Source organism: Exiguobacterium sp. E17S (assembly GCF_057772545.1).
The window spans coordinates 921467-935650 of the sequence record NZ_JBYLRU010000001.1 but is presented as its reverse complement, the minus strand read 5'-3'; the positions used below and the strand labels follow the sequence as shown (position 1 = coordinate 935650).

General features: G+C 45.9%; 11 protein-coding genes. 10 read left to right on the top strand and 1 reads right to left on the bottom strand.

Features of this window, described 5'->3' with window-relative positions; translation table 11 throughout:
• Window positions 1-94 precede the first annotated feature (94 nt).
• From AC3B4V_RS04925 to AC3B4V_RS04890, 8 genes are all read left to right on the top strand, one after another.
• The gene (locus tag AC3B4V_RS04925) at window positions 95-1759 is read left to right on the top strand and encodes a ribonuclease J (protein ID WP_023468670.1); all 1665 of its coding nucleotides are present in this window, start codon (window positions 95-97) and stop codon (window positions 1757-1759) included.
• A 68-nt stretch (window positions 1760-1827) separates the two neighbouring features.
• On the top strand, window positions 1828-3975 hold the full coding sequence (locus tag AC3B4V_RS04920; protein WP_488377921.1) for a DNA translocase FtsK: 2148 nt from the start codon (window positions 1828-1830) through the stop codon (window positions 3973-3975).
• A 332-nt stretch (window positions 3976-4307) separates the two neighbouring features.
• Window positions 4308-5321 (top strand): BMP family lipoprotein, encoded by a 1014-nt coding sequence (locus AC3B4V_RS04915; protein WP_488377920.1) that lies wholly within the window; start codon window positions 4308-4310, stop codon window positions 5319-5321.
• Window positions 5322-5543: 222 nt separating this feature from the next.
• The gene (locus AC3B4V_RS04910) at window positions 5544-6263 is read left to right on the top strand and encodes a GntR family transcriptional regulator (RefSeq protein WP_023468666.1); all 720 of its coding nucleotides are present in this window, start codon (window positions 5544-5546) and stop codon (window positions 6261-6263) included.
• 129 nt (window positions 6264-6392) lie between these two features.
• The gene (locus tag AC3B4V_RS04905) at window positions 6393-7466 is read left to right on the top strand and encodes a BMP family lipoprotein (protein ID WP_050677451.1); all 1074 of its coding nucleotides are present in this window, start codon (window positions 6393-6395) and stop codon (window positions 7464-7466) included.
• A gap of 66 nt (window positions 7467-7532) precedes the next feature.
• Window positions 7533-9062, top strand: a complete 1530-nt coding sequence (locus AC3B4V_RS04900) for an ABC transporter ATP-binding protein (protein WP_023468664.1) — start codon at window positions 7533-7535, stop codon at window positions 9060-9062.
• Window positions 9059-10129, top strand: coding sequence for an ABC transporter permease (locus tag AC3B4V_RS04895; RefSeq protein ID WP_214857995.1), 1071 nt, complete (start codon window positions 9059-9061; stop codon window positions 10127-10129). Before AC3B4V_RS04900 ends, AC3B4V_RS04895 begins: the two co-directional genes overlap by 4 nt.
• Complete coding sequence (locus AC3B4V_RS04890) at window positions 10129-11088, top strand: ABC transporter permease (RefSeq protein WP_023468662.1); 960 nt, start codon at window positions 10129-10131, stop codon at window positions 11086-11088. Before AC3B4V_RS04895 ends, AC3B4V_RS04890 begins: the two co-directional genes overlap by 1 nt.
• Before the next feature lie 129 nt (window positions 11089-11217).
• On the opposite strand, the gene AC3B4V_RS04885 is transcribed toward AC3B4V_RS04890, so the two are convergent.
• On the bottom strand, window positions 11218-11466 hold the full coding sequence (locus AC3B4V_RS04885) for a ferredoxin (RefSeq protein ID WP_029342027.1): 249 nt from the start codon (window positions 11464-11466) through the stop codon (window positions 11218-11220).
• Between the two features lie 228 nt (window positions 11467-11694).
• Between AC3B4V_RS04885 and AC3B4V_RS04880 the strand changes: the two genes are divergently transcribed.
• Both AC3B4V_RS04880 and AC3B4V_RS04875 read left to right on the top strand, forming a co-directional pair.
• Entirely contained in the window at window positions 11695-12717 is a 1023-nt protein-coding gene (locus AC3B4V_RS04880; RefSeq protein ID WP_488377919.1) for a YpbB family protein, read from the top strand.
• Window positions 12717-14147, top strand: coding sequence for a RecQ family ATP-dependent DNA helicase (locus tag AC3B4V_RS04875; RefSeq protein ID WP_488377918.1), 1431 nt, complete (start codon window positions 12717-12719; stop codon window positions 14145-14147). Before AC3B4V_RS04880 ends, AC3B4V_RS04875 begins: the two co-directional genes overlap by 1 nt.
• The last annotated feature ends 37 nt before the right edge of the window (window positions 14148-14184 follow it).

Genomic DNA, 14184 nt, shown 5'->3' with positions numbered 1-14184 from the left:
GATTGTTGGCAGATTGTGAAAATTCGGCTAGAATAGTGATAGTGATAAGTGGACGGCTCACGAAAAGTGAATATGAATTATAGGAGGTCATGTTGTGTCAAAGAAGAAGACGGAAAAAGTAAGCGTCTTTGCTCTTGGTGGCGCCGGTGAGATCGGGAAGAACATGTACGTCGTCGAACTCGACGAGGACATCTTCGTCATCGATGCCGGATTAATGTTCCCAGGAGACGAGATGCTTGGAATCGATAAAGTCATTCCAGACATCAGTTATTTAAAAGAAAACAAAGAGCGGATTCAAGGGATTTTCATTACCCATGGTCACGAGGATCATATCGGAGCACTCAGTTACGTCTTGCGTGACTTAAAAGTACCGGTTTACGGAACACGTTTGACGCTCGGTTTGATTGAACACAAATTAAAAGAAGCCGGTTTATTGAAAAAGGCAGATCTTCGTCCAATTGATGCCAAGACGAAATTAACCGTTGCAGGTCATTTTATTACGTTCTTCCGGGTCAACCACTCGATTCCGGATGCAGTCGGGGTATGTATTCAAACATCTCAAGGTGCAATCGTCCATACAGGGGATTTCAAGTTCGATTACACACCAGTTGATGGAAAACAGGCGGATTTCGGGAAGATTGCAGCAATTGGTCAACGGGGAGTGCTTTGCTTACTGTCTGACTCAACAAATGCAGAGCGGCCAGGGATGTCTGGATCAGAATCGATCGTCGGTTCTGAACTGAACGACGTCATCTATGAGGCACCAGGTCGTGTCATCGTCGCTTCATTCGCTTCGAACATTCATCGTCTACAACAAGTGTTTGCGGCAGCAGAAGCGAACAATCGAAAAGTAGCGGTCGTCGGTCGTAGCATGGTCAATAACGTCGAAGTGGCACAGCGTTTGAATTACTTACGCTTCAAACAGAAAACATTGATTGATCTATCTGACATCAACCGCCTCGACGATAACCAAGTCGTCATCTTGACGACAGGATCGCAAGGTGAGCCGATGGCAGCCTTGACACGAATGGCGCGTAACGCACATAAGCAAGTCAATATTCGCTTGAACGATACGGTCGTCGTTGCGGCTTCGCCGATTCCAGGTAACGAAAAGTCGGTTTCGAAAACGATCGATCTCTTATTCCGTGCTGGTGCGAATGTCATTTACAACCAACGGAAAGTACACGTGTCCGGTCACGGTCATGCGGAAGATCTGAAGCTGATGCTCAACTTGATCAAACCGAAATTCTTCCTACCGATTCACGGAGAATTCCGGATGCAAAAGGCACATAGTCGTCTCGCACAGACGGTTGGCGTCAATGCGAACAACATCTTCATCATCGAGAATGGGGATGTCGTTGAGTTCGAGAAGCGCAAAGCACGGATGTCGCGCAAAGTGAACGCCGGAAACGTCTTGATCGACGGAATCGGTGTGGGTGATGTCGGAAACATCGTCCTTCGTGATCGTCGTTTGTTATCGCAAGACGGTGTCGTCCTTTGTGTCATTACGATTAGCCGGAAAAACAAAACGATTGTCTCGGGACCGGAAATCATCTCTCGCGGATTCGTCTACATGCGTGAATCAGAGGATATGATCAATGAAGCGAACCGAATCGTTGCGAAACAACTACAAGGTAAATTAAACGGAGAATTGGATTGGACGGAGATGAAGTCGTTGATTCGAGATAAACTGAGTGCTTATCTCTATGAACAGACGAAACGCCGCCCGATGATTCTTCCGATCATCATGGAGATTTAACAAACGAGCGGCTCAGATTGACCAATACCTGGTCCACTGAGCCGTTTTTTTATCAGGAGGGATGACGTATGGCGACGACAAAACGAAAACCCGTACGAAAAAAAACGCCGCCACGGAAACGACCGGCAGCGAAGAAACAGCGTCAGCCGATTGCGTATCGTACATATGCGACCATCATCGCAATCGTCTCACTACTTGCCTTCGTTCTCGCATTTGGGGAGTTCGGTAAAGTCGGACTGATGCTAGCTGATGGAGGAGAACGGTTAATTGGTCAGTTCGGCTCCTTATTATATGGTGGAATCGGTGCTGTGCTACTTTTACTACTCTCGAATGCGTCACGTGCTCAGAAATGGGCATGGTCGATGTTACTGATGGGTTCAGTCGTCTGGATTGATCTATTGCTCGGAGCACCGCGTGGCATTCTCAATGGATGGCTCTATCAAAACGCAGCTTATTATATTTCGAGCGCGGGTGCCTTCTTGATTGGTCTGTTCTTCATCGGAACGGCCGTTCATATCCTACGCCCATCGTTTTATGGTGAGCTGTGGCTTGGGCTTCGGGAACGCGCAGAAGAGTTTCGCAATCGTGAACGAACACCACGTCCTCGTGTCGAAAAAGAGTTGAAATCGAAACCGGTTCGTGAGAAAAAACCGAAGACGTTGCGACCAGCAACTGTCGAGGAACCGATCGAAACGGAACAAGAAGCAGAAGATCCTTCCGTCAACATTCAAGACGTTCCGATCATTGGTTTCACGGATCACGTTGAACCGCAAGCAGCGGAGACACAAGGACCGTTGACGATGACAGAGACACCCGACGGTTATCAATTGCCGTCGCTTGATTTGTTAGCAGAACCAACATCGAAAGACTTGTCCGGTGAGAACAAACGATTGAAGGACAATGCGACGAAATTGATTGCGACCTTAAAGTCATTCGGGATCGGAGCAAAAGTCTTAAAGATTCACCTCGGACCTAGTGTCACGAAGTACGAGATTGAACCAAAACAAGGAATCAAGCTTAGTCGAATCACGGGACTCGCCGATGACTTAGCGCTAGCATTAGCCGCAAAAGATATCCGGATCGAAGCACCGATTCCGGGTAAAGCGGCTGTTGGAATCGAGGTGCCGAACCGTGAAGTCGCCATGGTATCACTTCGAGAAGTACTAGGAGCGGAGAGCGTCCAATCCGACAGCGATCGTTTGCTCGTTGCACTCGGACGAAGCATTTCTGGTGAGACGGTGACAGCGAAGTTGAATAAGATGCCACACGTCTTAGTTGCCGGCTCGACCGGTTCCGGTAAATCGGTCTGTATCAATGGGATGATCGTCTCGATATTGATGCGGGCACGACCAGATGAAGTCCGTTTGATGATGATTGACCCGAAAATGGTCGAATTGAACGTCTACAACGGGATTCCGCATCTCTTAGCGCCGGTCGTCACCGATCCGAAAAAAGCAGCGCAGGCGTTAAAACAGGTCGTCTCAGAAATGGAACGTCGTTATGAGATCTTCAGTCAAAACGGAGCGCGTAACATCGAAGGCTATAATGCATTGATCGATAAGATGAATGCTGAGGAAAAAGTGCATCAACGATTACCGTACATCGTCGTCATCGTCGATGAGTTAGCCGACTTGATGATGGTCGCGTCAAACGAAGTCGAAGATGCGATCATGCGACTTGCACAAATGGCACGAGCAGCAGGAATTCATATGGTCATCGCGACTCAGCGTCCGAGTGTTGATATCATCACTGGTGTCATCAAGGCGAATATCCCGTCGCGGATCGCATTCAGTGTATCGAGCGCAACCGACTCGCGGACGATTCTTGATACGGGAGGTGCTGATAAATTGCTCGGACGAGGAGATATGTTGTTACTTGGTAACGGCATGAACAAACCGGTCCGTGTACAAGGAGCCTTTTTATCGGACGAAGAAGTCGAGAAGGTCGTTAATCATGTCATCAGTCAGCAAAAGGCACAGTATGTTGAAGCGATGATTCCAAAAGATGTGCCAGAGGGCGAAACAGAGGTTGACGATCCACTTTACGATGAGGTCGTCCAGTTCATTCTGACACAAGAGACGGCATCTACGTCGATGATTCAAAGAAAGTACCGCATCGGTTACAACCGAGCTGCCCGTCTTATTGATGCGTTAGAGGAAAACGGTCTGATTGGTCCATCTGAAGGATCTAAACCACGTCGCGTCATGGGACGTTAATCGAGTAGAAAGGAAGTCGTGGAATATTCCAAGGCTTCTTTTCTTTTCTAAAAAAATGTATAGATAAGAACCGGTGTCTCGAAAAAAAGAAAAGACACATGAAAAAAAGACATGATGATTTTGTATAAATAGAAATGACTGGAAAAACTCATAAATGCATCAAAAATAAAATCGTTTTCATGAAAATAGTTGTCAGACGTCTGTTGATTTTCAGTAGTGTTTTTGGCATACTCAGTCATATGAGTGACCGACCTTCAACACGAGGGCTGGGAGCGGCTTTTTCACAAATAGATAATGAAAGCGCTCTCATAATTGCAGAGGAGATGGATGAAATGAAGAAGAAACAGGTAATCGTATCGATGATGTCAGTAGCGACGGTTGGTCTTGCTGCTTGTGGTGGTTCAGGTGAGAAAGCCGATCAAAAAGATCAATTCTCTGTAGCGATGGTAGCCGATAAGGGTGGGATCGATGATAAATCGTTCAACCAATCCGCTTGGGAAGGTCTGCAAGCATACGGTAAAGACAACAAACTTCAAAAGAATGAAGGGTTCTCTTATCTACAATCTAAATCGCAACAAGATTATCAGCCGAATCTATCACGTCTTGCTCGTGGGGGAGAAGATTTAGTTTTCGGAATCGGGAACACGTTCAATGAGGATATCAAAACAGTTGCTGATCAATTCAAAGACACACAATTCGCAATCATCGATAACGTCGTTGAAGGAAAAAACGTCACGTCGATCACATTCAAGGAAAATGAAGGAGCGTATCTTGCAGGGATCGTTGCTGCAATGGAGACGAAAAAAGATCACATCGGTTTCGTTGGTGGGATGAAGATGGACGTCATCGAGCGTTTCCGTGCCGGTTTCGAAGCAGGTGCCAAATCCGTCAATCCGAAGATTAAAATCGATGTCCAATATGCGGAAGACTTCGCAGCTCCAGAAAAAGGTCAAGCGATCGCAGCTGGAATGTATGGTAAAGGCGCAGATATCATCTTCCCAGCAGCAGGTGGTACAGGAAACGGTGTCTTCACAGAGGCGAAGAACCGTAAGAAAAACGGTGAAAACGTCTCAGTCATCGGTGTCGACCGAGACCAAAAAGAAGAGGGTATGCCGGAAGATGTTACATTAACTTCTGTCATCAAACGTGTCGACCGTGCAGTCGAAGATACAGCAAACGCAGCGAAGGACGGTAAACTCGAGGGCGGCAAAACGATTCGTTATGGTCTGAAAGAAGATGGCGTTGATATCGTACCATCTGAAAAGATTTCGAAGAAGACGTTGACTGCGCTTGAGAAAGCAAAAACAGATGTCGTTTCTGGAAAAATCGCAGTACCTGAGCAATAAGCGTTGAAAAAAGAAGGGGCATTCTTAGGTAGAATGCCCTATTTTCTTCCATTATTGATTGCGTTATGAAAAGGGTTACAAAAGCGCCAGAAGTCAGACTTCTAACCTGTTACAAAATGATTGCAGGATTGTGTTGGGCGTCATATACTTATCTTGGCTGGAGTTCTCATACGTCAGAAGTCTGAGCACTGGTTACAACTAGATAGAGGATGGAGATGCGTCATGTCGATTAAATTAGATCATCGTTTGCTTTATTTACGTGTGATTGAAAAGATCAAGTCTGACATCGATGACGGCGTTTACAAGGAAGGCGAGAAGCTCCCTTCAGAGTTTGAACTTTCAAAGCAACTTGGCGTCAGTCGAGCTACTCTTCGAGAGGCTTTACGAATTCTTGAAGATGAGAACATCGTCATCCGTAAACACGGTGTCGGTACGTTTATCAATGCAAGACCACCGTTTACTTCTGGAATCGAAGAATTGTACAGCGTAACAGAAATGATTGCGCGCGCAGGTATGGTTCCGACATCAGAAGTGTTATCATCCGAGATGGTCCAACCGACTGAGCGCGACCGAGAGCGTTTTCAACTTGGTCCGGATGAATTGGTTTATCGAATCGAACGAATCCGACTCGCAGGGGATGTTCCTGTCGTCTATTGTATCGATAAGATTCCAAGCCATTATATTAAAAATGAAGAGCAGTTCACCTCTTCGACATCATTATTTGATGCTTTAGAAAAAGAACTTGGACGACGTGTCACGCATGCCGTGACGCACATCGAGCCACGTATTGATCCGAAAATCGCTGAACAATTACATACGGACCAACCTCTGCTCGCTTTGCGTCAAACGCATTATGATGAGCTCGACCGTTCCGTTCTTTTTTCAGCGAACTATTTCCGAGCAGATAAGTTTGATTTCCACGTCATCCGTAAACGTGTGTGAGCCATTGTTTTAGGATGAATACTGAAAGCGCTTTCCGTCATAACCTACGTAACGCTCCTCATCGCCAGCCTCGGGTGCTAGACGTAGTCTTGAACTTTGTATGACCATATTCGAAAGGGGATTTTCCAGATGAAAAAGAAGTCACTTCTCGCATTAGCAGCAACAGGTTTAGCAATGAGTTCGGTCCTTGCAGCATGTGGTGGCAACGACGATTCAAAAGATTCAGGTAGCGGCAGCAAATCAGAAGACTTTAAAGTAGGTATGGTTACAGATACAGGCGGCGTGGATGATAAATCATTCAACCAATCTGCTTGGGAAGGTATCCAGAAGTTTGGAAAAGACAACGACCTAAAAGAAGGTACTGGCTACAAATATCTTCAATCTGCAAAACAATCGGATTACCAACCAAACCTTCAGCAATTAGCTCGTGCTAAATACGACTTGATCCTCGGTATCGGATTCTTGATGGGAGAAGATATCGGTAAAGTAGCGGATCAGTTCAAAAAGAGTAACTTCGCACTCGTCGATATGGTCGTTGACAAGCCAAACGTCGCGTCAATCGTCTTCAAAGAAAACGAAGGATCGTTCCTCGTTGGTGTCGTTGCTGGTTTGACGACGAAATCAGATAAAGTCGGATTCGTCGGCGGCGTTAACTCTGACTTGATCAAGAAGTTCGAAAGTGGATTCAAAGCAGGTGTTAAAGCAGTCAACCCAGACGCTGACATCGAAGTTCAATATGCAGAAGACTTCAACGCTGCTGAAAAAGGACAAGCGATCGCTTCAGGTATGTACGGTAAAAAAGTCGACGTCATCTATCATGCAGCTGGTGGTACAGGACAAGGGGTATTCACAGAAGCGAAAAACCGTAAGAAAAACGGTGAAGATGTTTGGGTTATCGGTGTAGACCGTGACCAAGTCGAAGAAGGTATGCCAGAGAACGTCACATTGACATCGATGGTCAAACGCGTTGATACAGCAGTTGAACAAGTCGCGAAAGATACGAAAGACGGCAACTTCCCAGCAGGTAAAGTCGTTGAGTTCGGTCTGAAAGACGGCGGTGTTGATATCGCACCTTCAAAAGACAACGTTTCGAAAGAAGCGCTCGACAAAGTTGAAGAGTACAAAAAACAAATCATCGATGGTGACATCAAAGTCCCAGCGACAGACGACGAGTACAAAGAATACGAAGCGTCACTGAAATAATAATGAAAGCGGGGGTCGCTAGCATTGCGGCTCCCCCTTTTAAACTAAACATGGGAGTGGATTTTCTTGGAATACGTCATTGAGATGCTAAACATCAGAAAAGAGTTTGGCAGTTTCGTCGCAAATGATAACATCACGCTCCAGCTTCGGAAAGGTGAGATTCACGCTTTACTTGGTGAAAACGGTGCCGGAAAATCGACGCTGATGAACGTCTTATTTGGTTTGTATCAGCCTGAGGCTGGAGAAATTCGTGTACGTGGTGAAAAAGTCAATATTACGAGTCCGAACGTCGCGAACGATCTTGGAATCGGTATGGTGCACCAACACTTCATGCTCGTTCAAAATTTCACTGTTACTGAAAACATCATTTTAGGTGCAGAGCCACGTGCCGGAATTAAGATCGACCGTGCAACTGCACGTGAGAAGGTACGCCAGATTTCTGAACAGTATGGTCTTGCTGTTGATCCTGATGCAAAAATCGAGGATATCTCAGTCGGAATGCAACAGCGTGTTGAAATTTTAAAGACGTTGTACCGTGGTGCAGACATCTTGATCTTCGATGAACCATCTGCTGTCTTGACACCACAAGAGATCAAGGAATTGATTCAGATCATGAATCGTTTGATCGCAGAAGGAAAGTCGATCATCCTCATCACGCATAAACTGAAAGAAATCATGGAAGTAGCTGATCGCTGTACGACGATTCGCCGTGGTAAGTATATCGGAACGGTCGATATCGACGAGACGATGACACAGTCGCGTCTTGCTGAAATGATGGTAGGTCGTGAAGTCAACTTTAATGCGGAGTATTCCAAGGCAACTCCACAAGAACTCGTTCTCGACATCAAGGACTTAGTCGTCAAGGACAGTCGTGGCATCAAAGCCGTCGATGGATTAAATCTCGACATTCGTGCTGGAGAGATCGTCGGAATTGCCGGAATCGACGGAAACGGGCAGACGGAATTGATTGAAGCCATCACTGGTCTTCGTAAAGCGGATAGTGGGGAAATCTTCCTCAACAATAAATCGATCAAAAACTTGAAGCCACGTAAAGTGACGGAATCAGGTGTCGGTCACATTCCGCAAGACCGTCATAAACATGGACTTGTCCTCGATTATTCAATCGGACATAACATGGTCTTACAAACGTATTACAAACAACCGTATTCAAAAGCAGGCATCATGAACTATAAACAAGTCATGGAAAAAGCAAAAACGCTCATCGAGAAGTTCGACGTCCGAACTCCAAGTCCAGAGACGTTTGCTCGTGCCTTGTCAGGTGGTAACCAGCAAAAAGCGATTATTGCGCGTGAAGTGGATCGTTCACCAGACCTATTGATTGCAGCACAACCGACACGTGGTCTTGATGTCGGAGCAATCGAGTTCATTCATGAACAGTTGGTTCTTGAACGCGAAAAAGGTCGCGCTGTCTTGTTGATTTCATTCGAACTCGAAGAAATACTTCAAGTATCAGATCGGATTGCCGTTCTTTATGAAGGAAAAACAGTTGCCTTCTTGGATCCAAAAGAAACGAATGAGATCGAGCTTGGCTTCTTGATGGCCGGCGGTAAGAAAGAGGAGGTAGGTCATTCATGAAGTTAGAGCGTTTTTACGGCATCCTCATTCCGATTCTTTCCATCATCCTTGGAATGGTCGTCGGGGCGATCGTCATGGTCATCGGCGGGTATGATCCGATTGCCGGTTTTGATCAGTTATTCTATGGTATTTTTGGCGAACCATACAGCATCGGTGAAACATTGCGAGCAGCAGCTCCGTTGATCTTTGCTGGTCTTGCTGTCGCGTTTGCTTTCCGAACGGGGCTCTTTAACATCGGGGTTGAAGGTCAGGTTCTCGTCGGGTGGATGGTCGCAGTTTGGATCGGGATTGAGTTTGATCTACCGATGGCGATTCATTTACCGCTTGCTCTAATTGGAGCAGGTTTAGCAGGTGCACTTTGGGCATCGATTCCTGGTATCTTAAAAGCGAAGTTCCACGTGCATGAAGTCATCACGTCAATCATGATGAACTATATCGCGTTGTATGTGACGAATGATATTTTACGTCACGTCATCGGTATTACGAACGAGCGAACGGAGTCAGTCAAGGAATCAGCATCCCTTGCGTCACCGTTCTTACAAGAGATCACGGATTTTTCACGTTTGCATAACGGGATTTTCATCGCAGTCGTTGCTGCCCTCGTCTTCTGGTTCATTTTGTGGAAAACAACGCTTGGTTATGAACTCCGAGCAGTTGGATTCAACAAGAATGCTGCAGAGTATGCAGGTATGGGCGTTAACCGGAACATCATCCTATCGTTCGTTATCTCTGGTGTCTTTGCAGGTCTCGCTGGAGCGATGGAAGGTCTTGGGACGTTCCAAAACATGACATTGAATGCATCCTTCACTGGGGTAGGATTCGACGGAATTGCGGTTGCCTTGTTAGGTGCGAATAACCCGATCGGTGTCGTTCTCGCGGCGTTACTGTTTGCGGGACTTAACATCGGTGGTCTGTCTATGCAACAGATTGGTATTCCACCGGAACTGATCAAAATCATCATCGCATTCATCATCATCTTCGTTGCTTCTGGATACGCGATTCGTCTCGTCATCGAGAAGTTTACGGTTAAGAAAGAATCTAAAAAAGCGAAAGGAGCCGGTCAATAATGGGCTTTCTTGAAGTACTTTATATCATCGTGCCAATCGCACTCGCCTATTCGGCTCCGTTGATCATTGCAGCACTTGGCGGCATTTTCAGTGAGCGTTCTGGCGTCGTCAACATCGCGTTAGAAGGATTAATGGTCATGGGTGCCTTCACAGGTGTCGTCACGGCATTGACTTTATCGAAAATGGGCTTAGGTGCTGCGAGTCCTTGGCTTGCGATGCTCATCGCGATCGTCGTCGGAGCGGTCTTCTCACTGTTCCTTGCGATTCCAGCAATCTTATTCCGAGCAGACCAAACGGTTCTTGGAGTAGCGATCAACTTGCTTGCGGTTGGTCTTGCGATCTTCCTTGTCCGTGCACTTTACAGTAAAGGACAGACAGATTCGATTCCAAACCGGATTTCGAAAGAAAATGTACCATTCTTGTCTGATATTCCAGTCTTGAAGATGTTCTTCGCGAACGTCTACTACACATCGTATATCGCGATCGTTCTCGCGTTCGTCGCATGGTACATCATCTTCAAGACACCATTTGGTCTTCGTTTACGTTCTGTCGGGGAACACCCGATGGCAGCGGACACGATGGGAATCAACGTCACGAAGATGCGTTTCATCGGCGTTATGATCTCTGGTGGTTTCGGCGGTCTTGCTGGTGCTGTCTACGCGACGTCGATTTCATTGAACTTCAGTGTGACGACGATTCTCGGTCAAGGCTTCCTCGCGATTGCGGCGATGATCTTCGGAAAATGGAACCCACTCGGTGCCATGGGGGCAGCCCTCTTCTTCGGGTTCGCTCAAGCGATTTCGATCATCGGTCAGCAATTGCCGTTACTCGATCAAATTCCACAAGTGTATCTGTTGATTGCGCCGTATTTATTGACGATCTTAGCACTTGCTGGTGTCGTTGGTCGTGCGGATGCACCAAAAGCTGTCGGTGTACCGTATATCAAAGGTAAACGCTAAATTTTTACTAATCATAGACCGGATGTTGCCAATTGGTGACATCCGGTTTTTTTAGATGATCGATAGATTGAATGAGAAAAAGTCCAATAAAAAAAGATGCTTCGCGAGGAAACATCTTTTTTAATTCGCTTATTCGAATTTTAACGCATCGCCTTCGAACGATTCATCTGCTACTTTGATTGAATCCGTCGGGCAACCTTCGAATGCATCAATCATATCGTCGAATAATGCTTCTGGAATTTCGGCAGTACCATTGTTATCATCAAGAATGACATACGCCAAACCCTCATCATCATAATCATAGATATCTGGTGCCGCTGCTCCACAAGCACCACAAGCGATGCAAGTATCTTTGTCGACAATCGTAAATTTAGCCATTGAACGGTCTCCTCTCTATACGAAAACATTATTGAAACACGCTGTTCTCATCTATATGTCATTGTATCGGACTCATCGTTGCATTTCAATGACGAAGCACAAGTGACAGCAGAAAATGTATATATCATCACATGCCCGCAAACGGTCTCTCTAAAACGTAACGATGAAACAGGAATAGCAGAGCATCTTTGATTTGGAAACGACATACAACAGGAGGGAGCGTGACATATGGAAGTTTCTTTACTCGAGCGTATTTTTCTGGAATCGATCCAGCGCCTTCGAAATGAACGATCTGACCGCAGTCTTTATCATGTTTTTCAAGGAAAGAAATCAGCGACTTCTCTGCAAGATGCTCATTTTTATGATTTAGAGTCGGTATTCGGTACTGTATTAGTCAGTAAACAGCGATTCGAAACAATCTTGGCTGAACTTGCGCAGAAGAATTGGATTGAGCGGCAAGAGACACTGCGACTGACGTACGAAGGCGCGCGACTAGTAGAGCAAACGGATCGTGCGATCATTGATCAACTAGGTGGTGAACTTCGTGGTTATGCTGAGATGATGTGGAAACGACTCAGCCTTTTGGTTCAAACGATGGTTTGTTTGAAAGCGAAACAGCCGTTTATTCCTGTGCAACAGGAAACCATCATCCGTGAATGGGTAAAAAGTGTTCTTCCGACCATCTCGAATCGAGCAGAATGGTTACATCATATGCACCAAGAGTTGATATTTCTCCTTGAGCGCTTACCAGAGCGAGAAGCGACATTAATCAGTTACCGCTTGTCTGGCGTGCAGGCAGGATGGTCTTATCCGCAATTAGCTCAAATGATGAAAACGGATGTGGAGAGTGTTCAATACGAATTTACGATCGCTTGGCGAAAGTGCATCGATGACTTAGAAAAAACACCATTTCTAAAGCAAATAGGTGTTGATCTACACACGTCAAAAATGACCCAGTCTGCGCAAACGACATGGGAATTATTACAACAGGGATTAACCGTTGAAGCGGTTGCGATCCGAAGACGATTAAAAAATAGTACGATGGAAGATCATCTCGTTGAGATTGCAATGTATGCTCCTTCGTTTCCGCTGGATCATTTTGTTACGTTATCTCAGCAAGAAGAGGTTCGACAGATTGCACAGCGACTCGGAACTTACGCGCTAAAGCGAATCAAGAGTGAGATGCAATCCGAGATATCTTATTTTCAGATTCGATTGGTATTAGCACGTAGCAAATGGGAGGGGATTTAATGGAAGCGTTATTGCATCGTCATTTTGGCTACGAAGCATTTCGACCTGGACAACGCCAAATCATCGATTCCATCCTAAACGGAACAGATACACTAGCAATTTTGCCGACTGGTGGAGGAAAGTCTGTCTGTTATCAATTTCCGTCTTATGTACAAAATGAAGGACTGACGTTGATTTTGTCTCCGTTACTCTCGTTGATTGAAGACCAGGTCATGCAAATCAAGCGCAGAGGGGAGCGATCTGTCGCTAAATTAACTTCTGTCGAGACACGAGAAGAGAAGGAGCAGATCTTATCTGTACTCGAACATCTACGATATCTTTACTTATCACCGGAACAACTCGCGCTGCCACAGATTCGGGCTCGGCTAAAACAGATCAATATCGCGCTCTTCGTCGTCGATGAGGCGCATTGTATCTCCCAATGGGGACACGAATTTCGACCGGAGTATGCAAGACTTGGTCACATTCGACAAGAACTTGGCCTTCCACCATGTCTTGCCTTAACGGCAACAGCGACGCGTGCTGTTGAGCAAGATATTCAAACACAACTGCGTATGCATGAGCCACAAATCATCCGTCGTTCTGTCAACCGACCAGAAATCCAATATGTTGTCGATCGCGTTGATCGAGAAGAAAAGGATGCGGCAGTCAATCGGTGGATGGAACGCATCGTTCGCCCATGCGTCATCTATACGACAACCCGTAAAGAAGCGGAACGAATTGCTGAAATCATTGACGGCGCGACCTATTATCATGCTGGGTTGACGATAGAAGATCGCCAGCTTGTTCAACAACAGTTTCTTCATGATGAGATTGATTGTCTCGTGTGTACGAGTGCGTTCGGAATGGGTGTCGATAAAGGTAACGTCCGTACGGTCATTCACTATACGATGCCTGCGACGATCGAAGCTTACATGCAGGAAGTCGGACGTGCCGGACGTGACGGTAAAGAGGCGACTGCGATCTTACTCTACGCTACTCAAGATGAACAACTACAAACGTACTTGATCGACACGCAATATGCGCCCGTCTTGTGGATCGATCAATTGCAACAAGGAATGAATCAAGGCGAATCCTATGCCAAGATGGAAAGTCGTTTTCGTTTTAATCCGGAAGATCCGGCATACCGCTTACTTAAATCACAACTCGAGAATGGGTGGTCGAAGGAACGCATCATCCAGTGGCAAATAGAACGTAAACAATTGAAACGACAAGAGATCAAACAGATGATGGACTACGTTCACCGGAACGAATGTCGCCGTTCGATGTTGTTGCATCATTTTGATGAGCAGGCAATCGTACAACCACGTTGTTGTGATATATGTGGAACGATTGAGTGGGAAAGTCCAGTGCAGAGAAGGACGCATCAACCGGTAGATTGGAAATTGCGTTTAGAACAAGTCTTTTTTTCATCACCAGATTCGGTGTAAACTAGACAATATCCTTATATTTTTTAAGAAAAGGTGA